Consider the following 26,413-nt stretch of genomic DNA (forward strand, 5'->3'; position numbering starts at 1 on the left):
GCTCGGCCTGGCCAGAGCGCTGGCCGCGGGTACGACGGCACTCGTACTGGACAACCCGATGGCCGACTTGGACCACGACGGGCGTCGCTATCTGGCCGGAATGCTGCGAGCTCTCGCGCGCCAGGACATGACGATCGTCGTTTCTGCTTGTCTCGCCGACGATCTCGCCGGATGCGCGGAGAATATCCTGCACATCGATCAGGGGCGACTCGTCGCGGGCGACGCATCGGTTCCGGCCCCGGTCGAACCACGGACAGCTTTCGCGAGACCGGACGCGCGCGGCTCGCGGAGGCCGGCTACTTCGGTGTGACCCAGGTGGTGATGTCCGCGTGTACCACTTCCACGCCGTGCTTGTCGTAGATCGACACCGGCACCACCAGCTCGCGCCCCTCGGTGATGCTCGCGAAGTCGGGGATCTCGGCCAGTTGCGCGACGGCCCGCAGCCCGGTCTCGGCTTTCGCCAGATATCGCACGTTCATCGCCTTGGGGATCCATCGGTGCGTCGCGGGCACGGTCGCCTCGCTGAGCATGCCCATCGCGACCTCGGCCAGATTGCACGCCGCGATCGCGTGGAAGGTGCCCAGATGGTTGTGGATGCCGAACCACTTCGGCGAGGTGACCTCGCACAACCCCGGTTCGAGCCGGACCACGTTCGGCAACACGGTGCCGAAGTAGGGCACCCGCGCCACCATCCCGAGCGAGAACAGGGCATGCCCCAGCCGGTTGTCCGGCAGCTTCTTCCAGCCGCGATAGGTCACGGTCTCTTTTGCCATGCGGCGTATCTTACTCAAAAGTAAGTTCGTGGCCAGCCCCACCGATTTGAAGTGACTCGCGGGGATCGTGCATACTGTTCGGGTTGCCTTGCACCGGGCCGTGTCTGTTTCCAGGTGAAACAGCTGGTCGGGCGGGGCGAGCAGTACCCCATCGAGTACCTCGCCGGGTTTCTGGCGTGGGTACGTCCGGGACAGTGTTCCAGGCCTGAGATGCATTGCGATCCGAGGCCGAGGAATGAGCGGTCGGGCGACACGCCCGACCGCGTGTACCGGAGAACCATGACAGATGAACAGCGGCGAGATCGGGCGTGCCCGGTCAGGGTCTCCACTGAGACGTCTTCGTGTGTTCGGGCTGTGCAAATGAGGGTGGTCCAGAGGACTGGTATAGCCGGGCTTCCGGACCACGAAGGAAAGCGGAGAAAAGGACACTTAGCGTGGCGGGACAAAAGATCCGCATCAGGCTCAAGGCCTATGACCACGAGGCGATCGACGCATCGGCGCGCAAAATCGTGGAGACGGTGACCCGCACCGGGGCACGCGTCGTCGGCCCGGTGCCGTTGCCGACCGAGAAGAACGTGTACTGCGTCATCCGTTCGCCGCACAAGTACAAGGACTCGCGCGAGCACTTCGAGATGCGTACGCACAAGCGGCTTATCGACATCCTCGACCCGACGCCGAAGACGGTGGACGCGCTCATGCGCATCGACCTGCCGGCCAGCGTCGACGTCAACATTCAGTGACGGGGACTCGAGACATGACTGACAACAAGAACAGGCCGGCCGCCGGCATCCTGGGCACCAAGCTCGGCATGACCCAGGTCTTCGACGACAACAACCGCGTCGTTCCCGTGACCGTCATCAAGGCCGGGCCGAACGTCGTCACCCAGATCCGCACCGTGGAGCGCGACGGCTACAGCGCCGTCCAGGTCGCCTTCGGCGCCATCGATCCGCGCAAGGTGACCAAGCCGGTCTCCGGCCAGTTCACCAAGGCCGGTGTCACGCCGCGCCGCCACGTCGCCGAGATCCGCGTCGCGGACGCCTCCACCTTCGAGGTCGGCCAGGAGATCAGCGCCGAGGTGTTCGAAGAGGGCAGCTACGTCGACGTCACCGGCACCAGCAAGGGCAAGGGCTTCGCGGGCACCATGAAGCGCCACGGCTTCCGTGGCCAGGGCGCCTCGCACGGTGCGCAGGCCGTGCACCGCCGTCCGGGCTCGATCGGTGGCTGCGCCACCCCCGGCCGCGTGTTCAAGGGCATGCGCATGTCGGGCCGGATGGGTAACGACCGCGTCACCACGCAGAACCTGTCGGTGCACAAGGTCGACGCCGAGAACGGCCTGCTGCTGATCAAGGGAGCGATCCCGGGTCGCAAGGGCGGCGTCGTGATCGTCAAGAGCGCCGTGAAGGGTGGTGCGCACGCATGACGAGCCTCGAGAAGAAGGCGAACCTGACGCTGCCGGTCAAGGAGATCGGCGGCAAGACCAACGGCACCGTCGACCTCCCCGCGGAGATCTTCGACGTGACCGCCAACATCGCGCTGATGCACCAGGTCGTCGTGGCTCAGCAGGCCGCGGCCCGCCAGGGCACGCACGCGACCAAGACCCGTGGCCAGGTCTCCGGCGGCGGCAAGAAGCCGTACCGGCAGAAGGGCACCGGTCGCGCCCGCCAGGGTTCGACCCGCGCGCCGCAGTTCACCGGCGGTGGCACCGTGCACGGCCCGCAGCCGCGCGACTACACCCAGCGCCTGCCCAAGAAGATGAAGGTCGCCGCCCTGCGTGGCGCCCTGTCCGACCGGGCGCGCAACGAGCGCATCCACGTGATCACCGAACTGGTGGCGGGCCAGACCCCGTCCACCAAGACCGCCAAGAGCTTCCTGGCCGAGCTGTCGGACCGCAAGAAGCTTCTGGTCGTGGTCGGCCGCGAGGACGTCGCCGCGTGGAAGAGCGTGGCGAACCTGCAGAACGTGCACCCGATCGCCCCGGACCAGCTCAACACCTACGACGTGCTCAACAGCGACGACGTGGTGTTCAGCGTCGAGGCGCTCAACGCGTTCGTGCACGGCCCGGCCGAGGCTGCACAGGAGGAGAGCAAGTGACCACCATCGCCGACCCCCGCGACATTCTGCTGGCGCCGGTCATCTCCGAGAAGTCCTACGGACTGATCGAGGAAGGCACCTACACCTTCCTGGTGCACCCGGACTCGAACAAGACGCAGATCAAGATCGCCGTGGAGAAGGTCTTCGGTGTGAAGGTGACCAGCGTCAACACCGCCAACCGTCAGGGCAAGCGCAAGCGGACCCGCTTCGGTTACGGCAAGCGCAAGAACACCAAGCGCGCGCTCGTGACCATCTCGGCCGACAGCAAGCCCATCGAGATCTTCGGAGGCCCGGTCGCGTAAAGCGCCCGGGAATCCAGAAAGCAGAGAAGAACTCATGGCAATCCGTAAGTACAAGCCGACTACGCCGGGCCGCCGCGGCTCCAGCGTCTCGGACTTCGCCGAGATCACCCGGTCGACCCCGGAGAAGTCGCTGCTGCGCCCGCTGACCAAGTCCGGCGGCCGCAACGCCCACGGCCGGATCACCACCCGGCACCGCGGTGGCGGGCACAAGCGCGCCTACCGTCTGATCGACTTCCGTCGTCTGGACAAGGACGGGATCCCGGCCAAGGTCGCGCACATCGAGTACGACCCGAACCGCACCGCGAACATCGCGCTGCTGCACTTCGTGGACGGCGAGAAGCGCTACATCATCGCCCCCAAGGGCGTGACGCAGGGCACCCGCATCGAGTCCGGCCCGACGGCCGACATCAAGCCGGGTAACAACCTGCCGCTGCGCAACATCCCGACCGGTACCACGATCCACGCGGTGGAGCTGCGTCCGGGCGGCGGCGCCAAGCTGGCCCGCTCGGCGGGCATGAGCATCCAGCTGCTGGGTAAGGAGGGCCCCTACGCCACGCTGCGTATGCCTTCCGGTGAGATCCGTCGCGTCGACGTGCGCTGCCGCGCCACCGTCGGCGAGGTCGGCAACGCCGAGCAGTCGAACATCAACTGGGGCAAGGCCGGCCGCATGCGCTGGAAGGGCCGCCGCCCCACGGTCCGTGGTGTCGTCATGAACCCGGTCGACCACCCGCATGGTGGTGGTGAGGGCAAGACCTCCGGTGGTCGCCACCCGGTCTCGCCCTGGGGTCAGCCGGAAGGCCGCACCCGCAAGCCCAACCGTCCGAGCGACAAGCTCATCGTCCGCCGCCGCAAGACCGGCAAGAAGCGCTGAAGGAGGAGGTAAGAAATGCCACGCAGCCTCAAGAAAGGCCCGTTCGTCGACGACCACCTCCTCGCGAAGGTGGACGTGCAGAACGAGAAGGGCACCAAGCAGGTCATCAAGACCTGGTCGCGTCGTTCGACCATCATCCCCGATTTCATCGGTCACACGTTCGCGGTGCACGACGGCCGCAAGCACGTGCCGGTGTTCATCTCGGACAACATGGTCGGGCACAAGCTCGGTGAGTTCGCGCCGACCAGGACGTTCAAGAGCCACGTCAAGGAAGACCGGAAGAGCAAGCGGCGATGACGACGACTGAGACTCAGAACCCGACTGCGCGCGCGACCGCCAAGCACGTTCGCGTCACCCCGATGAAGGCACGCCGTGTCGTGGACCTGGTCCGCGGCAAGCGTGTCGAGGACGCCCTCGCCCTGCTGAAGTTCGCGCCTCAGGCCGCGAGCGAGCCGGTCGCCAAGGTCGTCGCGAGCGCCGCGGCCAACGCCGAGAACAACCTCGGCCTGAACCCGGCCACGCTGGTGATCTCGACGGCCTACGTCGACGAGGGTGCCACCCTGAAGCGGTTCCAGCCGCGTGCCCAGGGCCGTGCGTTCCGCATCCGCAAGCGCACCAGCCACATCACCATCGAGGTCGAGAGCATCCCCACCGCCGGTGGAGCCACTCGTAACCGCCGGAAGGGAGGGGCAAAGTAAATGGGACAGAAGATCAACCCCCACGGCTTCCGCCTCGGTATCACCACCGACTGGAAGTCACGTTGGTACGCGGACAAGCAGTACGCGGACTACGTGAAGGAAGACGTCGCGATCCGCAAGCTGCTGGCCACCGGCATGGAGCGGGCGGGCATCTCCAAGGTCGAGATCGAGCGCACCCGTGACCGCGTGCGGGTGGACATCCACACCGCGCGGCCCGGCATCGTGATCGGCCGCCGCGGCGCCGAGGCCGACCGCATCCGCGCCGAGCTGGAGAAGCTGACCGGCAAGCAGGTGCAGCTGAACATCCTCGAGGTCAAGAACCCCGAGTCGGATGCGCAGCTGGTCGCCCAGGCCGTCGCCGAGCAGCTGTCCAACCGTGTGGCGTTCCGTCGCGCGATGCGCAAGGCCATCCAGTCGGCCATGCGTTCGCCGAACGTCAAGGGCATCCGTGTGCAGTGCTCGGGCCGCCTCGGCGGCGCGGAAATGTCGCGCTCGGAGTTCTACCGCGAGGGTCGGGTGCCGCTGCACACGCTGCGCGCCGACGTCGACTACGGCCTCTACGAGGCCAGGACCACCTTCGGTCGCATCGGCGTGAAGGTCTGGATCTACAAGGGCGACATCGTCGGTGGCAAGCGTGAGCTGGCCGCCGCTGCCGCCGCGCCCGAGCGTCCGCGCCGGGAGCGGCCGAGCCGCCCGCGTCGGTCCGGTTCCACCGGCACCACCGCGACCAGCACCGAGGCCGGGCGCGCCGCCACCGCGGTGGCCGACGCCCCGGCAGAGACACAGGAGGGCTGACGCATGCTGATGCCTCGCAAGGTGAAGCACCGCAAGCAGCACCACCCTGGCCGTTCCGGTACGGCCAAGGGCGGCACCTCGGTGGCGTTCGGCGAATTCGGCATCCAGGCGCTGGAGCCGGCCTACGTCACCAACCGGCAGATCGAGTCGGCGCGTATCGCGATGACTCGCCATATCCGCCGTGGCGGCAAGATCTGGATCAACATCTACCCGGATCGCCCGCTGACCAAGAAGCCCGCCGAGACCCGCATGGGTTCCGGTAAGGGTTCGCCGGAGTGGTGGGTCGCGAACGTCAAGCCCGGTCGCGTGATGTTCGAGATGAGCTACCCGAACGAGGAGACCGCTCGTGAGGCCCTGCGCCGCGCGATGCACAAGCTCCCGATGAAGTGCAGGATCGTGACCAGGGAGGAGCAGTTCTGATGGCTACCGGAACACCGGCCGCAGAGCTCCGCGAGCTCACCGAAGAGGAGTTGGTGGCCAAGCTGCGCGACTCCAAGGAAGAGCTGTTCAACCTGCGCTTCCAGATGGCGACGGGTCAGCTGGACAACAACCGTCGTCTGCGCGTCGTCCGTCACGAGATCGCGCGCATCTACACGGTCATGCGTGAGCGCGAGCTCGGTCTGGCCACCGGACCCGCTGGCAAGGGAGATGCCGCATGAGCGACAAAGCAGAAGGGCAGCGCGGTACCCGTAAGGTGCGGGTCGGCTACGTTGTCTCGGACAAGATGAACAAGACGATCGTCGTCGAGCTGGAAGACCGCAACCGGCACCCGCTCTACGGCAAGATCATTCGCACCACCTCGAAGGTGAAGGCGCACGACGAGAACGAGGTCGCGGGCATCGGCGACCGCGTTCAGCTGATGGAGACCCGTCCGCTGTCGGCCACCAAGCGCTGGCGTCTGGTCGAGGTCCTGGAGAAGGCCAAGTAGGCCTCTCCGGCACGGCGTGAAACCCGAAGGCCCGCTTCCCGTTCTCGGAGGCGGGCCTTCGCCGTATCCGGGCGCGTCTGAGGAATTCTCTTGCCGTCCACCCTGCATGGGTACTGTCGTGTTGCGGGTGGCGATCGAGCAAACCGGCGGACTCCTGGCCTGACCGGAACTGCGATAGGTGGCGCCGACGGCCGATGCGGAGGATGAGCGGTGGGGAATGTGAGTCGATCTGAACAGACCTATGATCGAGCGCTGCTGCGGGAACATCTGCTGAAAACGCGGATAGCGGGTGATGTCGCGACGCCTCGGGAGGGGAATCTCGCGAACTATCGCAAGATGGTGGCGAAGGACCCCGGGTATCAGTTCGGGCTGACGCTGAAGGATTGGACCTTCGCCGAGACGCTGGAGATGATGGCGCGTCTGTGCGGGGTCAGCCCCGACCCTCGGCATCTGCGGGGTCCGGACACCATCGACGTCGACCTGACGCTCGACGCGCTCGACGCGATGGGTGCGCGGATCGGGCTCGCCGCTCGTCGTCGGGAGACGGTGATCCTGGCGACCGGGCATCCGGACACACTCATGGGCGTCTATCGCGCTGTCGAGGACGCGTTACGTGCGGCAGGATGCGTGGTGCTCGTGCCGGCTGCCGGGTGGTCCTATCGGGTGACCACGCCATGGGGCCCGCAGCATCGCGAGATCGTCTACACCTCAAAAGTTGCCGCGCTGGGCACCGACGGCACGCTGCGACACACTCATGACCCGCATCCGATGCGGGCGGCCCTGCGGGAGTTGCGCGAGGCCGAAACCGGCCAATGGCCCGACCTGGTCGTCGCCGACCACGGCTGGGCCGGGGCGGCAGGGGAGGCGGGCATCGAGACCGTGGGATTCGCCGACAGCAACGACCCCGCACTGTTCGCCGGGCAAGCGGAGGGGAAGATCGCGGTCACGGTGCCACTCGATGACGGAGTCCATCCCGGTTACTACGGTCCGCTGACCGCTTATCTGCTCGGCCAGGCCGGACTCACCGGCTGAGGTCACCCCGGCGCGGTGTGTCGCACACGATGGTTTCCAGATCGGACTGCGCTGGGCGCCAGGGTAATTCGGCCATAGCCTTGGCCGGGTCGCTGATCAGGGCGGCCGGTTCGGGCGCCGGTGGCCGATGGATCAGCTGAATTCGACGTCCGGTCCGCCGCTCGACCGCGGCCACGACGTCGAGAATGCTGCTGCCGCGGCCGCTGCCGATGAGAAAGCGCCTGAATTCGCCTTTCGGCGGCATGTTCTCGATACCCGCGACGAAAGCCGCTGCGGCGTCGTCGATATGCAGATAGTCGCGGACAGCGCTGCCGTCGCCGTTGACTTCCAGAGCCGAGCCATTCCTCGCGGCGGCGAATGCTCGGGGAATCAAGCGCGTCGGATCGGGATCCGCGCCGCCGGCCACGTTCATCAAGCGCAGCACGGTAGCGGACAAGCGACCGGTGCCCGCCTGCGCGCCGATCGCCCACTCGGCGGCCAGCTTGCTCGCCGCGTACGGGTGCGGGGGCGCGTCGGGTAGACGCTCTGTCATCGGCTGTCGTTCGGGAGTTCCGTATATCGAGCCGGTCGAAGCGAAGACGAGCCGCGATATTCCGGCGGCGGCCATGGCGTCCAGCAACGCGACGGTCCCGCCGGTATTGACGCGGAAGTACCGCAGCGGATCGGCCGCCGACTCGCGCGCCCGAGTAAGCCCACCGAGATGGCACACCGCCTCCACGCCGTCCACAGCTTTCCGAAGCCCGTCCTCATCCAGCAGGTCGGCGACCCGAGTCGGCGCCCGTAGAGGCGAACCGCAGCCGCGAACCATCGCGATCGGCTCGTGCCCGGCTCCAGCCAGCAGTTTTACGACCGCCTGGCCCAGATAGCCGTTCGCTCCGGTGACGAGAACGCGCACACCGTGATGGTATGGCTTGAACCATGCGATCGCCGGAGGACGGAGAGGCGATGCTCGGTGCGCAAGCGGAACAGATCCATTAGCTGAGCGAAGGCTCGCCGCGCCAGGTGGGACCGGCGGTCGCGCGGGGTCTTGCGTTATACGTATACATCTACTTATAGTGAGACGACGGCCCGGGCTTTCTGGGAACATCGAATCCGCACCGGTAGAGGCGGATTCGGGGTGGGCCGGTCGACGGTAGACGCATGCCTGCATGCGCACTGATCTATGAAACGGGGAAATCATGACCACCGATCCGAACAACCTGAGCGGCGTGGACACTGTCGAGGAGCAGGCCTGCGGCGTCACCATCGTGAAGGAATCGGCCGAGCCGGGCGACGTGGACGACCTGCGCCAAATCGTGTTGCGCGTGGGTCCGGGCGGCGGGCGTCAGCAGCGGTTCTTCGGCAGACTGCTCGGCGAATCCCGCGAATACGGCAAGGTCGGGATGAACGTCGTGCGGGTCTACGTGAGCCGGAAAGGCAAATTCGTGGTGCACCGCAGGGAATCGGACTGGCGCGAAATGTCCGTCGCGATCGACTGGACCGAATGGAAGAACTGGCGCGAGCTGCTGCGGCCCGGCAGTGGCGAGCGCGAATGGGGTGACTACACGGTGGAGATCGTGGACTCGCCCGCCGAGTTGCGGGGCCGGATTCCGGAGCACATCTACCGGACTGTCGTCGACGTGGCCGAGCACCCGAACTCGCAGGACCTGCAGATCTGAGATACCGCCGCTTTTCCACATCCGGAAAGGATCTATTCGCAGATGTTCGCACGACTGGGGGCCGTGGTCGTCCACAATCCGTGGAAGGTGATCGGCCTGTGGGTGCTGCTCGCCATCGCGGTGGTGGCCGCGGCGCCGGAACTGAAATCCACTACCGACCAATCAGCTTTCCTGCCTTCGCATTACGAGTCCATTCAGGCATTGGAGTTGCAGCAGAGGGCTTTCCCGGACAGCTCCGCTCCCGCGGCGATCATCGTGTTCGCCCGGAAGGACGGCACGCCGTTGACCGGTGCGGACGCCGCTTCGGTCGTCTCGATCGGCAATGAGCTGCGCGACGCGCAGGTCAAGGACGTCATCGGGATGCAACCGACGCCGCCGTCGGAGAACCGCCTGGTCCAGATCATCGCGGTGCAGATGACGAAGGTGACGAATCCGAACGACACCACCCAAGGCGACGCGGTCAAGGCGCTGCGCAAGGAGCTGACCGCGCGCGTCCCGAACACCGAGCTGAAGGCGGGCATCACCGGCCAGGCGGCGCAGGTGCTGGATCAGCGGGAATCGGGCGACAAGGGGCTGGCCATCGTCGGTATCGCCACCGTCGTGCTGATCCTGGTGCTGTTGCTGGTCATCTTCCGCAGCCCGGTGATCGCATTGCTGCCGATCGTCGTGATCGGCGCGATCTCCAGCATGGTGAGTGGGTTGATCGCCGTGGTGGCCAAGGCCTTCGACCTGCAGATCGACGCATCGATCAATGCCATTCTGGTGGTGGTGCTGTTCGGTGTCGGCACCGACTACATCCTGTTCCTGATGTTCCGCTACCGCGAGCGGCTGCGCGCGGGCGAGGATTCGAAGACCGCCATGGTCAACGCCGTCACCCGGGTGGGTGAGGCGATCACGTCCGCGGCGGGCGCGGTGATCATCGCGTTCATGGCACTGGTGCTGTCCACGCTCGGCATGTTCCGCGCCATGGGCCCGGCGCTGGCGATCGCGGTGGCGGTCGCGCTGGCGGCGGGGCTGACGCTGGTGCCTGCGGTGGTCTCGCTGCTGGGCACCAAGGTGTTCTGGCCGTCCAAGGCGTGGCGCATCGAACCGAAGGGTGCGCGATTCACCGCGATCGGCAATGCGCTCGGCCGGCGGCCCGCTGTGTTCGCCGCGGTCTCCGGCGGTTTGCTGGTCGTGCTCGGGATCTTCGCCTTGGGTTTCCACCCCACGTTCGACCTCAGCTCGGGGCAAACTTCGGAGGCCTCCGAATCGGTTGTCTACAGCAAGGAATTGGTCAAGGGCCTGCCCGCGGGGACGACCCAGCCTTCGGACGTCCTGTTGCGGTCCGGCGGTGGTGAATTGGCTGTCGATCAACTCGCCGCCTACCGCGCCGCGCTGGCCGCGGTGCCGGGAGTGGGACAGGTGGCGGAGCCGAAGTTGTCCGCGGACAAGTCGATCGCCGACTTCGCGGTGACGCTCTCTGCCGCGCCGGAGTCGGACGCCGCGCTGGACACCGTCAAGGGACCGTTGCGCGATGTCGCGCATTCCGCGGCGCCCGCCGGTGCCACCGCCGCCGTCGGTGGTCTGACCTCGGTCTTCGTCGACTTCCAGGAAGCGATGGCGCGTGACTACGCGATCGTGTTCCCGGTCGCGGCGGTCCTGATCATGATCGTGCTGGGGTTGCTGCTGCGTAGCCTGGTCGCGCCGTGGTACCTGATGGCCTCGGTGTTCCTCGGCTTCGCCGCCACGCTCGGTGCCGCGGTGCTGGTGTTCCAGCACTTCCGGGGCGAGACCGGTCTGATCTTCACGCTGCCGGTGATCATGTACCTGTTCGTGGTCGCGCTGGGGACCGACTACAACATCCTCATGGTCGCCCGGTTGCGGGAAGAAGCGCGCGAGGGCAACGAACCGAAACAGGCCGCAGCGCTGGCCGTGCGGCACACCGGCCCCACCATCGCGGCGGCCGGGGTGATCCTGGCAGGCACCTTCGCATCGATGATGCTGGCGGGCAACAACGTTCTCGCACAGATGGGCTTCGCCATCTCGGTGGGCATCGCGATCGCGGCTTTCGTCATGGCGATGTTCTTCACGCCCGCGCTCACGGCGCTCATCGGGCACAAGGCGTGGTGGCCGGGGCATGGGGACGAGAAGCCCGAGGGCTCTGGACCGGAGTCTCGCGAGGTCGTCGGCACTTCGGTCGGCGAGAGCTGAGCGGGACCGGAACTCGCGGACACCGCGGATGAGTGAACCGGAATAGAGCTGTGCGCCCGATTCATCGGGCGCACAGCCATTTCCGCACGAAGAACGCACGTCGTGACCGGACGGTCACCGGGCGCGGGAAACTCCGTGCGTGCGGTCCAGACCTTGTCCGGTGCCGCCACGCTCGATACTCATGCCAAGGCGGCCGAATAACCGCCGCTCACGGGTGATGCGGCCGCATCACCCGCAGGGGTCTCGCCACCTCCGACGACGCCCCTTCTCGTCCAGCTCTCTCTCTGAACGCCGCGTCCCGCGGCCGCGTCCAGGGCTCTGAGAGCGGCCTCACGTTCCTGCTCGGCCGCCGCCCGCGCCTCGGCCGCTGACCAACCGCACTACGTCGCGTGGTCGGCCGTGGCTATGGTTTCGTACGAGACTCAAATCTTGACGTTGGCCCACTTCGCGAACCGGGCCAGGGAGTCGGTTCCGCGCCGGGCATTGGCGAGTACGCGGACGGTCTCGTGGACCTGGGGGTGGTTGCGTGTCAGCTCCGGCGCGATCCGGCGCGCCTGGTCGAGACTGGCGAGGGCACGCTGCTTGTCGCCGTGGAGTAACCACGCGCGGGATACGTCGATCCAGTGATGTCCAGCGCGGGATGGCGTGACCGATGCCGGTAGCCGAATCCGCTCGGCGCGTGCGACGGCGGTTGTGCCATCGCACAACTCGACCGAGACGGCGACGGAGTGAATAGCGACGTTCGGCAGATGGAACCCGGTTCCGTACTCCTGATACCGATCGGAGTTGATCGTCTCGCCGATCCGGCGCGCTTCTCGAAGATGCGTGTCGGCGGTGTCGGCGTCGAGCGCACGGGCAGACAGTATCGACGCCCGCAGGTGCAACGCGCCCCGCACCGCGAGGACTTCCGGCGTCGCAGGTAGTTGCTCACTGGCTGCGTGTGCGCGCTCGATGATCCGCAGTCCACCGGCATACGCGCCGGAGTACAGCAGGATCAGCGCGCGATGGTATTCCGCCGCGATCGGCCACACGGGGTCAGCGCTGCGTTCGGCGGCCCACGCGCATCGTTCGGCGGCCAGTCCGGCGAGGTCGAGGTAGCCGTAGCGGTAGGCGATCGATGACGCACTGTTGTATGCGTAGGCGAGCGTCGAATAGATCCTCTCCAAACGGTGCCCGGATGGCTCGTCAGCGGCAAGCGCGTGCAAACCGTGTATTACGTCCGGCAGTTCGGCGGTGTGGTCGCCGTACCGGCCGCGTCGTCTGCTCGCCTGTACCCGATGCAGTGCCGTGGTCAGCTGTTCCAGGGTGGTCGGCGCATTCAGTGGTTCGTCGTTGAACGCCAGAATTTTTCGGCGCAGCTCGCGGATGGTGGCGTGCGCTCCGGCATCGTCGCGCGCCGGGATGTAGGGCTGCCCGGTCAGATCCTCGATGTCGACCCTGAGTGCCCCGGCCACGGCCGCGATGAACGCGGGCGAGGCTGGGCGTGCGCCTCGCTCGACCTTGCGCAACAGCGACACCGACACGTTCGCCTTCTGCGCGAGCTGTTGCTGTGTGAGCCGGGTGAGCTTGCGCGCCCTGGCGGTGCGTTCCCCGATCCCGGCATCGTCCATACCTCCACGGTGACACACGATGTGCCGCTTCGCATGAGTTCATCGAGGACAAAGTATCCGCAGGCCCCGGCGTCGGGTCGAGTCCTGAATCCCCGGCGCCGGGTGCCAACCAACCACCCACGACGTGCCGAAAGGTCACCGAATGACCGCAGAACTCGCAACTGTCCTGATCGTCATAGCCGCTGTCGGCGGACTGCTGATTCTCGTGTTCTGGGTGCTGCCCTGGCTACTCGATCTCGGGGACGAACCGGACGAATCCGTACCGGCACGTGAGATCTTCGCGCGGCTGGAGGACGAGCAGCGATGACGACTCGGCGTTCCTGGGTGCAGGACTACTGTGAGGACGGCAACCTGCCCGCGGACGAGAAACACGCGCGTGGCCTGATGAAGATCCACCAGAATTGTGAACCGCCATGCCCGCGTGGGGTGTCCGCTGAGCGCTATCTAAGCGAGCGCGTCGTGTGCCGAGCGCCGGACGAATGGCGGAAACCATGAGCGCCGTATTCGGATACCTTCAGCCTGGTTGGAAGAACTCGAGCATTCTCCGGCTGGCGTCCGGCGATGTCAGGAGTTCCTGTATCCGTGCGGACATCCCGGCGGCGGCGCTGGTGTGTTCGAACATCTCGCGTTCGTATTCTTTTACGGCGGAGGGAAAGTCGTCCGAGTGCGCGGCCAGTGCGAGGCCGAGCACGGCGCCGTCGAGCAGCGCCATGTTGGCGCCCTCGCCCACCGGCGGCATCAGGCGCGCGGCGTCGCCGAGCAGCATGACGTCCGGCCTCGACGGCCAGGTCAGACCGATCGGGAGACTGGTGATCGACCGCGGTACGACGGTGTCGTCGCAGGCCGCGATCCAATACGCTGTATCGAACCATGCGATGTAGTGTCAGCGGCATGTTGGTGTGGGAGCGACCGGAGCCACCGAATCGACCGGCGCCGGCCCCGTTGAGCCGGGAGCGAATCGTGCGAGCGGCGATCCGGCTGGCCGACGCGGACGGCTTGGCGGCGGTGTCGCTGCGCAAGGTCGCCGCCGCGCTGGACGTCGGGCCGATGCGGCTGTACGGCTACATCGCCACCAAGGACGAGTTGCTCGACTTGATGGTCGACGCGGTCTACGCCGAGATCCAGCCGGCCGGAGACGGTTGGCGGGAGGTGCTGCGCTCCCTTGCCGAAACCACCCGGCAAGCAGCTCACCAGCACGAATGGTTCGCCGACCTGCTCGGTGGGCGGCCGCAGCTCGGGCCGCACGCGATGGCCAGAGGGGAGGCCGTGCTGGCGGCGCTGGGCGGCGTCGACGTGGACATGGCCATGCCGGTGGTCGCCGCGGTCAACGCGTACGTGATCGGCGCGGTGCGCCGGGAGATCGCCGACCGGCGCGCCGAGCGGGCCACCGGGATGGACGAGCACCAGTGGCAGATCGCCTTCGGCCCCTATCTGGAGCGAGCCTTCGCGACCGGCCGATTCCCCGCGCTGGAGACGGTCGTACGCGACGCCGCCCACCTCGACGCCGACCAAACCTTCCGCATGGGCCTCGACTTCCTGCTCGACGGCATCGAAGCCCGCATCTCGAGTTGACCGAGGACGCCCGGGCCGATTTCATCGCTGCACCCGTTGGCCGATCACGCCGACCTGTCCGCGTCTCGATGGTGGCGCGCCTGCCTTCCCAGCTTTTGCGCCATCGTTAGCCGCTCGGAGCGGCGGTGCTCAGCCGATGGTCGCGTAGGGGCGGTGGACTTTGATGGCGGAGTCCAGGACGCGGGTGACCGCGGAGCGGGGGACGCCGAGTTCGTTCGCGATGGCGGGGGTCGAGCCGCCCTGATCGGCGAGGGTCAGGATCTCTCTGACCTCCTCGATCGGGAGGTCGGACAGGTGGCGGTCGGTGATGGCTCGTGCGATCGCGGAGATTTCGTCGTCGTCGGTGTCGGCTTCCTCCGGCTCGGTGGGGAATTCGTCGTCCTCGTCGTCGTCCTCGAGGATCGGCATCGGTGCGATGGGGAGGGGCGAAAGCTCGGGGGTTTCCTCGAGGGCCAGTTGTTCGCTCTCCGCGTCGGCGGAGTGGTCGTTCTGCTCTGCGGACATCGACTTTCCGCGTTTCGCCGCGCGCGGGGCGGTGGCGTTGGGGTGCACCTGTGCGGCGGTGTCGGCGATTGCGGGGGACTGGGTGTGCATCGGTTCGGTGGAGCCGGGACGCCGGGCGGCGTCGTCTCCTCGATGCACGCGATCGGCCGAGCGTTCGCCTCGACCGGCGGGCGGAAGTGGGGGCGTCGCGCTGTTCGTCTGAGTGGAGGGACGTTCGTCGAACTCGAGTCCGTCCAGCGAAATCTGTTGTGCAGGTTGCGCGGGTTCTGGGCGCGGTTCACCGATATCGGACGCATGCGTTCGCACTCGGCTCGGCGTTCCGTGCTCGAAGTCGGCCGGTGAAGGCTGCGCTGCTTCGGGATCGGCCGACCGGGTCGAACGTCCGTCCGACTGGACCTGCGAGACATGCTGGGCGGCAGATGAATCCGGATGCGTCGGGGAAGTCGTCAACTCGCGGCTGTTGGTGGCAGACGGAACCGGGCTTCCATGGGGAGCGACGGTGTCCGTGTGGTCTTCAGTGGCGGGGGCGGTGTGCCGGTCGACCGGAAGCGCGTGCGCGTTGATGCCTGTGGGCGTCCCGGCGGCGTGACCATTGGCGGTTGGAACAGTGTCGTGCCCGTTGACTCGAACGTCTCCGGTCGCCGGGAACTCGGTGGTGTCATCGTCGGTGCCAGGGCGGAAGGGCTTTCCATTGACTCGCGGGTGCCGCTCGGTGCCCTCAGCGGGGGTCGGCACCGTGTGACCGTTGGTGGCCGGGCGCAAGGTATGTCCGTTGATGCGCGGGTGCCCGTTCCCGTTGACAGGTGTCCGGCCGGCCTTGCCGTCGATCGGCAGGACGTGGCCGTTCACGGACAGGTCGCCGCGGGTGTGGCCATTGACGGTGGGCTCGACGGGGTGGCCGTTCGTCGTGTGCGGGAGTGCGACACCGTTCATGCCGGTATCGGTCGCGTGGCCGTTGGCCGGGCGCTCGTCGGCGGAACCCGAGGTAGTGAAGTTCTCGCCCACTTCGCTGTGCACAGGATTCGCACCCGCGAGTGGGGCACCGTCGACGGGGTGGCCGTTGATCGGCGTATCGACCGCGTGACCGTTGGCCGTGCGAGTATCGGCGAGGCCCGAAGTGCTGAAGCCCTCGCGCACTTCGCCGTTGCCAGGGGCCGCCGCGGTGGACCCGACGCGGTCGACAGTGATGGGGTGGCCGTTGACCCGCGATCCGACCGCGTGACCATTGGTCGCCGACTTTGCGGGATCGACGCGTGCCGGGACAGGCATGACCGGTGCGGCCGAGCTGAACTCGTCGGGGCGTCCTGCGGGACGAGTGCCCGTCATTTCGGTCGGGACAGCGTGGTGGGTCGAGGCTTCACTCCCGGCGTGATGGAGGTCGGCACCGCCCCGATGATCGGTTTGCGCTCCGTGATTCGCGTCGTGGTGCGCCTCGCGGCCACCGGTCACGCCTGCATAGGTTTCCCAGGGAAATCGGCCGCTGTTCGCCGCTGCGTCGAGCGAGGGGCGACTACTCGCTTCCGCCTGCATGCCCGTGGCGAGTCGCGCATCGAGACGGATCGTTCGCGGGTCGGGATCGATCACCGGCGCGCCGTCGATCAGCACCGCGTACCGCGCGGAAACCCAGGCGTGCAACCAGATCACGACGCCGACCATCACCGGAGCGATCGCGTATTCGGCGGCGCGGCCGAGGTCGCCCGCGGCGAGATGCGGTCCCGTGTTCAGTGCGACGGTCGTGCCGAGCAGCGCCGCCTCGAAGAAGATCACCTTGCCGCGCGCCAGCTCCCGGCCCCATCGCGCCGCGGTCGTCGCCGCCACCATGATGGTGATGATCGGGATCGAGATCATCGCCTCGATGCCGTAGCTCAACCAGTACAGCGGATCGGCCATGTCGCCGCTGGGCACCAGATTGTGCTGCACGTTGACACCGGCCCACACCATGCCGAGCACGACGACGGCGATCAAGGCGCGCGACGACCACTCCGCCCGCCGGTAGAGCTGCGCCAGGCGCGCGTCCTGGCTCGACGCCCGACGCCGCGCCGCCAGTGCGCGCCGATGCCAGCGGGCGTCGGCCTCCTCCGAGCGGCGCAACGCCGCGGACGACTTCCGGTCGCGCCGTTCGGTGGCCAGTTCCGCCTCGATGGCCCGTCGCCGCTGCTCGCGGCGGCGCGCGCGAATCCATTCCGCCAGCTCGCGCTCCGCGGCGATCTCGCGTTCGGACAGCACCTCCAGCAGCGCCGGATCGAGCTGCAGGGGCAGTTTGCCGCGCGCGGTCTCGACTTGCTGTGCCAGCGCGGCAATCTCGGAACTATCGTTCGAGGATTCGTCGGGCATCGCGAGCCTTCCCAAGAGCAGGTCTCATGTCGAGTGGTGGAGACATGATCGCTCGAACATATGTGTGATCGGAGTGAGATTAAACCGACCTCTGCCCGTGGTCAATGCGATGCGCGCCCGCCTGAGGGCGACACGCCGAGCTGCCGAAATTCGCGGTTTGGCCCGAATATCCGGATGAGCGGCACTTTTATCGACGCTCTCCGCGTGTCGAAACTCAGTTCGAATGTGCGCATGGCTATCGCGCGAATTCTCGGTTCCGGGATGCCGCCCGCCCATGGCTTGGCCGAAACCAGCGACTGTCGAGCGAAGGAGACGGGCAGCCGCCGCAGCACGGCTCGAGTTCACACGGGCGCCGCATGCATAACGAAGAAAGCGACAGCGTCGAGTCGGGTCGGATGCTGACCCGGCTGCTGCGATCTCGGTCACGGAGCCAGCTGTCAGCCGTGACGAACCGCGCCCATCTTGTAGCGGGATTCCATACCGACGCGCCCAGCGCACCCCGACTACGTCTTTCGAGCGAAGCGAGACCGAGCATACGCCGTTCGCGGCCATAAGGGGGCCGTGAACACCCAGCGCCGCAGGCGCTGGAAACTAATTCAGCGTGTGCCAGACGATGGCGGCGGCCAGGGCTCCCGCGCCGTTGACCGACCAGTGCAGGGCTATCGGGGCGAGCAGGCTGCCGCTGCGGTGGCGCAGCCAGGTGAACACCACGCCCGCCGCGGCCGTCGCGAGAACGGCGAGCAGGATGCCGACGATCTGGCCGGTCACGCCGCCGCCGACGAATGCGCTCAAGCCGCGATTGCCGGAGGTGAGACCGAGGGACGACGCGATGTGCCAGAGGCCGAACAGCAGGGAGCCCGCCGCGAAGACGCCGCGCGCACCGTACGCGCGGTCGAGTGTGCCGTGCAGCACGCCACGGAAGGCCAGTTCCTCGGGGATCACGGTCTGCAACGGGATGACGATCATGGAGGCGATCAACGCGCCGGAGATGGTCGCATAGCGTTCGGCCAGGAAGAACGGCCGCGTGAGCGGTAGTGCCGCCCCCATCCCGACGACCGCGAGGACCAACGCCACCGCGCCGAGCGCGTAGAGCGAACCGCGCCGCCAGTGCCGGGGCGAAAGGCCCAGTTCCGACCAGCCGAGACCACGCCTGCGGACCAGTGCGAGCAGCGCGAGCGCCGAGACCGGCACCGTCACGATGCTGGCCCACGCGGTGGTGAAATGTGCGATGAGATTGGTGCCCGCCAGGACGATCACCACCACGGCGACGTCGACGTAGGCGTGCACTTTGTGGCGTGGGCGGGTCGGTGCTGCTAGGTCCGGCTCAGACATCTCGACCGAGTCTACGGAACGAGAACACGTTCACCACGGATGCGGGCTTTATTGCCGGATCGATCACTTTTCGCCGCCGTCGGGGTCGAACGCGGCCCCCGCCGTGTGTACGGAAGGCGAGGCGGGTGTCGCGGAACCGTGTGCGAAGGCATAGCGCGGCGCTCGGCCGGGTGATCGTGTCGTGGCGACGCTGCTCGATGCGGGCGCTGACCGCGGTGTCAGCCGGCCCACCCGTGCGGGTCGGTCCAGGCCTGCAGCGTGCGGCTGGTCTCGAAACGGCGCGGCTCGTGGGTGACCGGATCGGTGAACTCGAGTGCGGCGGCCAGCAGTTGCAGCGGCCTGGTGAAGTCGTCGACCGGCTTGTCGGTGAGCACCGGGTAGAAGTCGTCGCCGAGGATGGGGACGCCGAGGCTGTTCATATGCAGGCGCAACTGGTGGGTCCGGCCGGTGTGCGGGCGCAGCCGGTAGCGGCCGAGGCCGTCGCGGTGCTCGAGCAGTTCGATCTCGGTTTCCGCGTTGGGTTCGCCCGGGACCTCCTGGGCCGCGAGCACCTGCTTCTCCTTGACGATCCGGCTGCGCACCACGCGGGGCAGCGTGAGGCCGGGATCGAACGGGGCGATCGCCTCGTACTCTTTGCGCACGGTGCGCTTGTGGAACATGGTCTGGTACGCGCCGCGGCGAGCCGGGTTGATCACGAAAAGCACCAGGCCCGCCGTGACGCGGTCGAGCCGATGCGCCGGGACCAGATCGGGGAGGTCCAGCTCTCGGCGCAGCCGCACCAGCGCGGTCTGCAGGATGTGCTGACCGCGCGGGATCGTGGCCAGGAAGTGCGGTTTGTCCACCACCAGCAGGTCGTCGTCGCGATGCACGACGGGGATGTCGAACGGCACCACCGTCTCCTCGGGCAGATCGCGATGGAACCAGACCGCGCCGCCGGGCACGAACGGTGCGTCCGGAGCGATCGGCCCGTCCAGGTCGACGATGCCGCCCGCGTGCAGCAGTTCATCGATGCGCGCCGGGGAGACCCGGGGCAGGCGCTCCACCAGATGGTCCCGGATGGTCGCCCAATGCCCCTGCTCCGGTAGTCGCAACCGGGCCGGGTCCAAGCCGTGCCGTTTCGGCAACGGCGGTTGTTGCCGCCTTCTCATCGATACCGACCCTAATAGGTACAGTCGGACGGAGTCCGTCCTCAGCCCGCGCATGGCCGGAGCGAAGGCGGAGGTACGCCTGATAGGTACAGCCGGACGTAGTCCGTCCTCAGCCCGCGCATGGCCGGAGCGAAGGCGGAGGTACGCCTGATAGGTGCTGTCGGACGTAGTCCGTCCTCAGCCCGCGCATGGCCGGAGCGAAGGCGGAGGTACGCCCGACCGCAGGCCTGACGTCCGAGGTCGCGGGTTCAGTGGGCGCGGATCGCGATGCCCGGGTAATCGAGCACCAAGCCCGACTTGTCGTAGTCCAGCGTGCAGGCGAAGTCGAACTCTGGGGCGGAGTACTGGAACCGCGGTCCGTGCGAGCCGTCGGCGACGCGGACGTAGCGCTGCTCCAACCGGGCCACCGCGGCGCCGGAGGCGTACACGTAGGCAGCGGGCGCGTCCGCGCCGTCGCCGATCTCTTGCGCGGACCGGTGCACGGGGAGCGCGTTGGTCAGCGCGGAGGACTCCAGGTCCACGTCCAGACAGCCGTCGAGCAGGGGCGCGGGCATGCCGTCCAGCAGCCAGGACCCCGCGCCGTCGGACTCCAGCACCAGCGTGTTCCAGCCGCCTGGTTTGCGCACGGCCACCTGGGCCCGGCGCGTGCGCCATTCGGTGTCCAGCGCGATCCGGTAGTCCACCACCCAGGCCGTGCCGTCCTCGACCGCTGTCGTGCAGCCGTCGATCAGCACGCCCTGCTCGGTGACCCGGAAATACGCCACCTCGAACCCCTCGCGGGCGGTGCGATGACGCCACGCGGCGGTGGGCGGCGGCGGCGCGAACTGCATCGGGTTCAGAATCCGCGCAGCCGGTCGGGCGTGATGCGCAGCACGACGGAGTACTCGGCGTAGAACTGCTCGTCGGTCAGGCCGATCGAGCGAAGGCCGTCGGCGTACTTCGTGGTGAAGGCGTCGATCTCCGTCGAACCGGGCCGTTGCTCGACCACCCGCGCCGTGCCGGTGAGTACCACCACGTCGCCGCCGGACGCGGTGCTGTTGAGGTTCAGCGCGACCCGGGGATTGCGCTGGATGTTGCGCACCTTCGGTTGGCCTGGCTTGCTGAAGATCAGGAACTCGCCGTCGCGCCACTGGAACCAGACGGGGTTGGGCTGCGGTGTTCCGGTGGGGCCGACGGTGGTCAGCCAGAGGATGGACTCGCGGTTCAGGCGTTCGGCGACTTTGGCGCCGAATTCGGTCTCGGTGTCGACGACAGGGGTGGCGGAACGATCGGATGCCGTTGCGGTCATGGCAAGGACAACACCCCGGCCGCCGTGACGATTCCGCGTCGTCGCGGCGGGAGCCACGAGACCGGTGCTCCTGTCACGGCGTAGCCCGTTCGTCCAGCACCATCAGCCGGGCTTCGACCAATGTCCTGCGGGCGCGCCGCCGGACCCGGCATATTTCGACGCTGCAATCCAGGTGCACTTGCATGGCGTGGTGCGCTTGGCCCGCGGTGAGTTCGCCGGGATCCCTGGCGCAATTCGACAGAACCGAAAACATCTCCGTGCCATACATATTCGATCCTCCTGCGGGTGCGGCGGTTTCGCTCGCATTCGAAGTTAGCGATGCACGCGGGCTATCGGACCGGGATGCGGGTTCGTTCACGGAGGCTTCCCGAGCGCGTCGCCAGTTCGAAAACAGCGAGTTCGCAGCAGTTTTCGCACATTGACGAAATAAGTCACGAAAGACAACGGCCGGTAGGCGGGGACCGCCCAGGACGCGTGGTCTCGGCGGCGAAGCGGGCGACCCGTGCCGTGCCGGACGACCGCCTCCGTACTCGCGGGTCGATGGACCGCCCGCGAAGCTCCCTCGGCGCCGGGAGGGCAAAGATAACTTAGGCTAACCTTTCTTGCTGGGCGCTTCTGTGTGAGGATGAGGCGATTCCGGTGATGGATGCCGCGAGAGACGAGGTCAGATGACGGTAGAGGTCGCGCCGCTGCCTGCGGCGCAGACGGGGAACCGGCCGCCGAGGGCGGTGCTGAAAGAACGCAAGCAGCAGGAGGCCCAGGCGCGCAAGGAGATCCTCGCGCCCGTGCGCGGCCCGTTGACCGTCGCGAGCATCGTCATGGCCGTCGCGTCGGCGTGCGCGGTCGTGCCCTTCGTGCTGATCGTGGCGGCCTGCCGCGAACTGCTCCAGGATCAGGTGGACACCGACCGGGTGTGGCGTCAGCTGACGATCGCGGTGCTGGTCCTGGTGGTCCGCGCGCTGCTCCAGGCCGCGGCGTTGACCTGGACGCACCTGGTCGACGCCGGATATCAGCTCGCCGTGCGCCGGGCGCTGGCGGCCAAGCTGACCCGGGTGCCGCTGGGCTGGTTCGGCGAGCGGACCTCCGGCGAGGTGAAGAAGTATCTCCAGGACGATGTGGAGGCATTGCACTACCTGGTGGCGCACGCCCGCCTGGAGTTCGTCGGCGCCGTCACCGTTCCGCTGATCACGTTCGGCTATCTGCTCACCGTCGAATGGCGGCTGGCCTTGGTGCTGCTGGTGCCGGTCCTGGCGTACGCCGTGCTCTACAGCCGGATGATGGACCGGGACGGACGGGACCGCTTCGTGGTCTACACCCGCTCCGAGCAGGCCACCAAGCAAGCCGCCATCGAGTTCGTCGACGGCATTCAGGTGGTGCGCGCGTTCGGTCAGGCGGGCAAGGCGCACAGCGTCTTCCAGGACGCCGTCGAACACCAAGCCCGCAGCGTGGACCGGCTGAAGACGCCGATCATCAAGGTGCAGGCGGCCTCCGACATCGTCGTCACCCCGGTGTTCGTGATGCTGGTGGTGGTCGTCGCGGGACTGGCCGCGGTGGGCCTGGACTGGGTGGAGCCGCTGGACGTGCTGCCGTTCCTGCTGGTCGGCCTCGGCCTGGGCAGTTCATTGCTGAGTCTCGGCTATGGCGCGCAGGCGCTGCGGGCCGCCGCGGTGGCGGCGCAACGCCTGCACGACCTGCAACGGACTCCCGAATTGAGTGGCAGTGCGCCGACCTCCGCCGTGGCGGAAGCCGAATCCGCGCCCGCCGGTCTGGTCCGATTCGAAGGTGTCGACTTCGGCTATCGTGCCGGCCACGACGTGCTGCGAGGTATCGATCTCGAGCTCGCCCCCGGCACGATCACGGCCCTGGTGGGCCCGAGCGGATCGGGCAAATCGACACTGGCCAAATTGCTGCCGCGGTTCTACGACGTGGGTTCGGGCCGGATCACCATCGGCGACCGCGACATCCGTGACTTTCCGAGCGACGAGCTCTACCGCACCGTCGGGTTCGTCTTCCAGGATGTGCGGCTGATCCGCGGCAGTATCAGGGAGAACCTGCGCCTGGCCCGGCCCGACGCCGACGACGCCGCGGTCGAGCGGGCCGCCCGCGCCGCGCAGATCCACGATCGCATCATGGCGCTGCCGCGTGGTTACGACTCGGAACTCGGCATCGACGCGATGCTCTCCGGCGGCGAGGCGCAACGGCTCTCGATAGCGCGCGCCCTGCTCGCGGACACCCCGGTCCTCGTGCTCGACGAAGCGACCGCCTTCGCGGACCCGGAATCCGAAGCGGCCGTGCAGGACGCGCTGGCCGTACTGGTCGCGGGGCGCACGGTCCTGGTCATCGCGCACCGGTTGCACACCATCACCTCGGTGGATCGAATCCTGGTGCTCGAGCGGGGACGACTGGTCGAGCAGGGTGATCACGCGAGTCTCGTCACCGCGGGCGGCGCCTACCAGCGGCTATGGGAGATCAACGAGGCGGCGCTCGGCGATCTGGCGCTCGTCGACAGTGTGGAGGGTGTCCGATGATTCGCAAGGTGCTGGAGCTGGTTCCGGGCGAATTCGCCCATCTGACACCGAAACTGTTCGCCGCCATAGTCGCGCAGGCCCTCAGCCAGGCCGTGGCGTACCTGCTGCTGGTGCCGGTGCTTACGGCGCTTTTCGACGACGACCTCGGCCGCGCGTGGCTCTGGGCGCTCGGCATGTTCGCCGCCGTCGCGGGCGTGGTGGTTTTCGGCTACCTGCAGGCGGCGATCGGCCTGCGCGTCGGCATCGGCATGCAGCGCGGATTGCAGACCCGGCTCGGCGACCACCTGAACGCACTGCCGCTCGGCTGGTTCGAGACCCATGACGCCGGGCCGCTCGGGCGGGTCATGGTCGACAACGTGCGGGAGCTGCAAGGCTTGGTCGCCTATCTGCTGGCCAGGATCTTCAGCGGCGTCATCGTGCCGCTCGCGGTCGCGGTCGGCATGCTGGCGGTCGACTGGCGTATCGCGCTGGCGATGCTGCTCGCCGCGCCAGTGCTCTACCTGGTGAACCGGCTGGCCGATCGCGCGTACACCAGCGCGGACCAGCGGATGCACGCGGCGGCGGCCGAAGCCGATTCGCGCGTCATCGAATTCGCCCAGGCGCAGCCGGTGCTGCGGGCGTTCGGCGCGGTGGGATCGGGCAACCGCGCGCTCGACGCGGCGTTGGCCGGGCAGCGCTCGGCCGGATCGCGCATGGTGTTCGCCAGCGTGCCGGGCCTGATCCTGTTCGCGCTGTTCGTGCAGGCCGTGTTCCTGGTTCTGGTGTACGTCGCGGTGGCGCGGGTGACCGACGGCGCCATCTCGGCCGCCGCCGCGATCGCGCTGATCGCGGTGAGCTCGCGATTCATCGAACCGCTCAACCAAGCCGCGCAGCTGGGCACCGCGCTGCGTTCGGCGGGTGCGGCCGCGGACCGGATCAGCGAGCTGCTCGACGAACCGGTGCTCCCTGAGGCGGAAACGGCCGTCACCCCGCAAGCGCCGTCGGTGGTCTTCGACGACGTGAGTTTCGGATACCGTCCCGGTGAGCCGGTGCTGTCGGGCGTGACGTTCAGCGTGCCCGCGGGCACCACGACGGCCATCGTCGGGCCGAGCGGTGCGGGTAAGACGACATTGCTGCGGCTGGCCGCGCGGTTCTACGACGCGGATTCGGGCCGGGTCGTGGTGGGCGGGCACGACGTGCGCGATCAGCCGTCGGCGACGCTGCTGAGTCAGTTGTCGCTGGTCTTCCAGAACGTCTACCTGTTCGACCAGTCGGTCGCGGACAACATCCGGATCGGCAGGCCGGATGCCGGTGACGACGAGGTGCGTCGCGCGGCGGCCGCGGCGCGCGTCGACGAGATCGTCGACCGGCTCCCGGACGGTTTCGACACTCGGGTCGGTGAGGGCGGCGCGGCGCTGTCCGGCGGTGAGCGGCAGCGGGTCTCGATCGCCAGGGCATTGCTGAAGGACGCGCCGATCGTGCTGCTCGACGAGGTGACCAGCGCGCTCGATCCGCACAGTGAAGCGGTCGTGGTGCGCGGGATGCACGAGATCACCAAGGACAAGACGGTGATCGTGGTCGCGCACCGGCTGGCCACCATCGCCCACGCCGATCAGATCCTGTTCGTGGACGGCGGGCGGATCGTGGAGCGCGGCACGCACGCCGAACTGCTCGCGCTGAACGGCCGATACGCCGCGTTCTGGAACGAGCGATCTCGCGCGTCGGGCTGGCATCTGGAGCCGGTCGCCACCTAGCGGCTCGCACGTCGAGCCGGTCACCGTGGACGCCGAGAACAACCGGCGCCCACGGTGATCCGTTCGTGCGAGTGGTTCGGCCAGGCGCGGGCGATGACCTCGGTCCCGCCGGAAGCGGGAGCCGACGAATCGGCTGTAGTCGCCGTTTTCGATCGGGACGTTGTCGATACCGGAAACGCCGCACCGCGCGAATACGGGTGCGGCGTGGGAGCAGTGAAAGACCTACTTCCAGTAGGCCTGCGATTTGATCGCGGTCTTGGGCAGGTTGTGAATCGCCTTGAAGCTCTTCACGATCGAGCGGGTGGTGTGCCCATCGCAGGCGACCCAGGCGAAGGCGTCGGCCGGGCAGGTGAGTTCTTGGGCCGCTTCCCGCAGCAATCTGCCGTCATCGATCCGTTGCACCCAGGTCACTTGGTGGTGCGGCTTGTTGCGCAGCGGAATCGTGGTGTCGGATTCGTACTGCCATTCCAGCCAGACCCGTGCCGGGGTGTCGCCGATGGCGTCGAACAGCGAGTTGATCGCGGGCAGTGAGGCGGTGTCGCCGAAGATGAGGTATTCGCCGGGCGCGGATTCCGGCAGCTGGAAGTTCGAGCCGAGCACCGACGCGTCGAGTTCGTCACCGACCGAGGCGTTCTGCGCCCATCGGGCGGCGGGCCCGTCGTGGAGCGCGAACTCGATCGAGAAACGGTCGCCGTCCGGGTCGGGGTCGACCAGGGTGTAGCCGCGCTGTTGCAGCTTGCCGCTGTCGCCGTCAGGGAACCAGCCACGGATCCACTGCGTGGGGTGTACCGGATGATCGGCGAGCAGACCGCCCGCGGAGAAGCCGAGTCGCACGTATTTGTCCGTGACGTATTCGGTCGAGGTGACGGTCAGCCGGTAGTCGTTGCCGCCCCACGCCTTGACCATCAGACCGTTCAAACCTTTGCCCATGAACTAAGGTTAGCCTAACGAAAGTCGAATGTCGCGCGGTGGGTACGCACCACGCGACATTCGACGGCGACCGTGTCCGGAGGGCCCGGGCGC

General features: G+C 67.6%; 29 protein-coding genes and 1 pseudogene. 19 read left to right on the top strand and 11 right to left on the bottom strand.

The features are described 5' to 3' along the window. A pseudogene (locus tag AB0L97_RS17875) lies at nt 1-310 on the top strand (hypothetical protein); the annotation flags it as partial. On the opposite strand, the gene AB0L97_RS17880 reads toward AB0L97_RS17875, so the two are convergent. Continuing rightward, a complete protein-coding gene (locus AB0L97_RS17880) occupies nt 297-773 on the bottom strand; it encodes a hotdog fold domain-containing protein (protein ID WP_356964871.1) in 477 nt (158 codons plus the stop codon). The pseudogene AB0L97_RS17875 and the gene AB0L97_RS17880 overlap by 14 nt on opposite strands. Nucleotides 774-1,207: 434 nt before the next feature. On the opposite strand from AB0L97_RS17880, the gene rpsJ reads away from it, so the two are divergent. The 12 genes from rpsJ (at nt 1,208) to AB0L97_RS17940 (ending at nt 7,490) form a co-directional block, all read left to right on the top strand. After that, nucleotides 1,208-1,513 carry a 30S ribosomal protein S10 gene (gene rpsJ / locus AB0L97_RS17885; RefSeq protein WP_003938093.1) on the top strand — a complete coding sequence of 102 codons (306 nt, stop codon included), beginning with the start codon at nt 1,208-1,210 and terminating at the stop codon, nt 1,511-1,513. Nucleotides 1,514-1,527: 14 nt separating this feature from the next. Next, on the top strand, nt 1,528-2,193 hold the full coding sequence (rplC, locus tag AB0L97_RS17890; protein WP_355076024.1) for a 50S ribosomal protein L3: 666 nt from the start codon (nt 1,528-1,530) through the stop codon (nt 2,191-2,193). Continuing rightward, nucleotides 2,190-2,864 (top strand): 50S ribosomal protein L4, encoded by a 675-nt coding sequence (gene rplD, locus AB0L97_RS17895; RefSeq protein WP_039795438.1) that lies wholly within the window; start codon nt 2,190-2,192, stop codon nt 2,862-2,864. Before rplC ends, rplD begins: the two co-directional genes overlap by 4 nt. Then, entirely contained in the window at nt 2,861-3,166 is a 306-nt protein-coding gene (gene rplW / locus AB0L97_RS17900; RefSeq protein ID WP_011207266.1) for a 50S ribosomal protein L23, read from the top strand. Before rplD ends, rplW begins: the two co-directional genes overlap by 4 nt. Before the next feature lie 34 nt (nt 3,167-3,200). Further along, complete coding sequence (gene rplB / locus AB0L97_RS17905) at nt 3,201-4,037, top strand: 50S ribosomal protein L2 (RefSeq protein WP_039795441.1); 837 nt, start codon at nt 3,201-3,203, stop codon at nt 4,035-4,037. 15 nt (nt 4,038-4,052) lie between these two features. Continuing rightward, the gene (gene rpsS, locus AB0L97_RS17910) at nt 4,053-4,334 is read left to right on the top strand and encodes a 30S ribosomal protein S19 (RefSeq protein WP_014981659.1); all 282 of its coding nucleotides are present in this window, start codon (nt 4,053-4,055) and stop codon (nt 4,332-4,334) included. Next, nucleotides 4,331-4,735, top strand: a complete 405-nt coding sequence (rplV, locus tag AB0L97_RS17915) for a 50S ribosomal protein L22 (RefSeq protein WP_039795443.1) — start codon at nt 4,331-4,333, stop codon at nt 4,733-4,735. Before rpsS ends, rplV begins: the two co-directional genes overlap by 4 nt. After that, nucleotides 4,736-5,530: a 30S ribosomal protein S3 gene (rpsC, locus tag AB0L97_RS17920; RefSeq protein ID WP_039795445.1), complete on the top strand. Its 795-nt coding sequence runs from the start codon at nt 4,736-4,738 to the stop codon at nt 5,528-5,530. Between the two features lie 3 nt (nt 5,531-5,533). Then, nucleotides 5,534-5,950, top strand: coding sequence for a 50S ribosomal protein L16 (gene rplP, locus AB0L97_RS17925; protein WP_039795447.1), 417 nt, complete (start codon nt 5,534-5,536; stop codon nt 5,948-5,950). Next, entirely contained in the window at nt 5,950-6,189 is a 240-nt protein-coding gene (rpmC, locus tag AB0L97_RS17930; protein WP_040864843.1) for a 50S ribosomal protein L29, read from the top strand. Before rplP ends, rpmC begins: the two co-directional genes overlap by 1 nt. Then, nucleotides 6,186-6,458 carry a 30S ribosomal protein S17 gene (gene rpsQ / locus AB0L97_RS17935; protein ID WP_355076029.1) on the top strand — a complete coding sequence of 91 codons (273 nt, stop codon included), beginning with the start codon at nt 6,186-6,188 and terminating at the stop codon, nt 6,456-6,458. The genes rpmC and rpsQ overlap by 4 nt, the downstream gene beginning before the upstream one ends. Before the next feature lie 219 nt (nt 6,459-6,677). Then, entirely contained in the window at nt 6,678-7,490 is an 813-nt protein-coding gene (locus AB0L97_RS17940; RefSeq protein WP_364430663.1) for a phosphatase, read from the top strand. Here AB0L97_RS17940 and AB0L97_RS17945 read toward each other — a convergent pair. Further along, complete coding sequence (locus tag AB0L97_RS17945) at nt 7,480-8,385, bottom strand: NAD-dependent epimerase/dehydratase family protein (protein ID WP_364430666.1); 906 nt, start codon at nt 8,383-8,385, stop codon at nt 7,480-7,482. The genes AB0L97_RS17940 and AB0L97_RS17945 overlap by 11 nt on opposite strands. Nucleotides 8,386-8,668: 283 nt before the next feature. Between AB0L97_RS17945 and AB0L97_RS17950 the strand changes: the two genes are divergently transcribed. Beyond that, nucleotides 8,669-9,148: an EXLDI protein gene (locus AB0L97_RS17950; RefSeq protein ID WP_364430669.1), complete on the top strand. Its 480-nt coding sequence runs from the start codon at nt 8,669-8,671 to the stop codon at nt 9,146-9,148. A gap of 42 nt (nt 9,149-9,190) precedes the next feature. Then, nucleotides 9,191-11,341 (top strand): MMPL family transporter, encoded by a 2,151-nt coding sequence (locus AB0L97_RS17955; protein WP_364430672.1) that lies wholly within the window; start codon nt 9,191-9,193, stop codon nt 11,339-11,341. A 422-nt stretch (nt 11,342-11,763) separates the two neighbouring features. Here the strand turns inward: AB0L97_RS17955 and AB0L97_RS17960 are convergent, their stop codons facing one another. Further along, nucleotides 11,764-12,951: a helix-turn-helix transcriptional regulator gene (locus AB0L97_RS17960; protein ID WP_364430675.1), complete on the bottom strand. Its 1,188-nt coding sequence runs from the start codon at nt 12,949-12,951 to the stop codon at nt 11,764-11,766. Nucleotides 12,952-13,093: 142 nt separating this feature from the next. Here AB0L97_RS17960 and AB0L97_RS17965 point away from each other — a divergent pair, with 142 nt between their 5' ends. Further along, complete coding sequence (locus tag AB0L97_RS17965; protein ID WP_364430678.1) at nt 13,094-13,258, top strand: hypothetical protein; 165 nt, start codon at nt 13,094-13,096, stop codon at nt 13,256-13,258. 207 nt (nt 13,259-13,465) lie between these two features. Here the strand turns inward: AB0L97_RS17965 and AB0L97_RS17970 are convergent, their stop codons facing one another. Continuing rightward, entirely contained in the window at nt 13,466-13,717 is a 252-nt protein-coding gene (locus AB0L97_RS17970; RefSeq protein WP_364430681.1) for a hypothetical protein, read from the bottom strand. Nucleotides 13,718-13,911: 194 nt separating this feature from the next. Here AB0L97_RS17970 and AB0L97_RS17975 point away from each other — a divergent pair, with 194 nt between their 5' ends. Further along, nucleotides 13,912-14,523: a TetR/AcrR family transcriptional regulator C-terminal domain-containing protein gene (locus AB0L97_RS17975; RefSeq protein ID WP_364430684.1), complete on the top strand. Its 612-nt coding sequence runs from the start codon at nt 13,912-13,914 to the stop codon at nt 14,521-14,523. A gap of 129 nt (nt 14,524-14,652) precedes the next feature. Here the strand turns inward: AB0L97_RS17975 and AB0L97_RS17980 are convergent, their stop codons facing one another. From AB0L97_RS17980 to AB0L97_RS18005, 6 genes are all read right to left on the bottom strand, one after another. Next, nucleotides 14,653-17,361 (bottom strand): hypothetical protein, encoded by a 2,709-nt coding sequence (locus tag AB0L97_RS17980; RefSeq protein ID WP_364430687.1) that lies wholly within the window; start codon nt 17,359-17,361, stop codon nt 14,653-14,655. A 591-nt stretch (nt 17,362-17,952) separates the two neighbouring features. Beyond that, on the bottom strand, nt 17,953-18,693 hold the full coding sequence (locus tag AB0L97_RS17985; RefSeq protein ID WP_364430690.1) for a CPBP family intramembrane glutamic endopeptidase: 741 nt from the start codon (nt 18,691-18,693) through the stop codon (nt 17,953-17,955). A gap of 218 nt (nt 18,694-18,911) precedes the next feature. After that, nucleotides 18,912-19,841, bottom strand: a complete 930-nt coding sequence (locus AB0L97_RS17990) for an RluA family pseudouridine synthase (RefSeq protein WP_364430693.1) — start codon at nt 19,839-19,841, stop codon at nt 18,912-18,914. Nucleotides 19,842-20,089: 248 nt separating this feature from the next. Continuing rightward, complete coding sequence (locus AB0L97_RS17995; protein ID WP_364430696.1) at nt 20,090-20,671, bottom strand: putative glycolipid-binding domain-containing protein; 582 nt, start codon at nt 20,669-20,671, stop codon at nt 20,090-20,092. A 5-nt stretch (nt 20,672-20,676) separates the two neighbouring features. Further along, the gene (locus tag AB0L97_RS18000; protein WP_364430699.1) at nt 20,677-21,129 is read right to left on the bottom strand and encodes a TIGR03667 family PPOX class F420-dependent oxidoreductase; all 453 of its coding nucleotides are present in this window, start codon (nt 21,127-21,129) and stop codon (nt 20,677-20,679) included. 73 nt (nt 21,130-21,202) lie between these two features. Next, nucleotides 21,203-21,382, bottom strand: a complete 180-nt coding sequence (locus tag AB0L97_RS18005) for a hypothetical protein (RefSeq protein WP_355076057.1) — start codon at nt 21,380-21,382, stop codon at nt 21,203-21,205. Nucleotides 21,383-21,797: 415 nt separating this feature from the next. Here AB0L97_RS18005 and AB0L97_RS18010 point away from each other — a divergent pair, with 415 nt between their 5' ends. Both AB0L97_RS18010 and AB0L97_RS18015 read left to right on the top strand, forming a co-directional pair. After that, nucleotides 21,798-23,657: an ABC transporter ATP-binding protein gene (locus AB0L97_RS18010; protein ID WP_364430704.1), complete on the top strand. Its 1,860-nt coding sequence runs from the start codon at nt 21,798-21,800 to the stop codon at nt 23,655-23,657. After that, complete coding sequence (locus AB0L97_RS18015) at nt 23,654-25,390, top strand: ABC transporter ATP-binding protein (RefSeq protein ID WP_356964841.1); 1,737 nt, start codon at nt 23,654-23,656, stop codon at nt 25,388-25,390. The genes AB0L97_RS18010 and AB0L97_RS18015 overlap by 4 nt, the downstream gene beginning before the upstream one ends. Nucleotides 25,391-25,612: 222 nt before the next feature. On the opposite strand, the gene AB0L97_RS18020 is transcribed toward AB0L97_RS18015, so the two are convergent. Further along, a complete protein-coding gene (locus AB0L97_RS18020; RefSeq protein ID WP_364430707.1) occupies nt 25,613-26,320 on the bottom strand; it encodes a siderophore-interacting protein in 708 nt (235 codons plus the stop codon). Nucleotides 26,321-26,413: the final 93 nt, after the last annotated feature.

It is taken from the genome of Nocardia sp. NPDC051911, assembly GCF_040681035.1.
GTDB classification, from domain to species: domain Bacteria; phylum Actinomycetota; class Actinomycetes; order Mycobacteriales; family Mycobacteriaceae; genus Nocardia; species Nocardia sichangensis.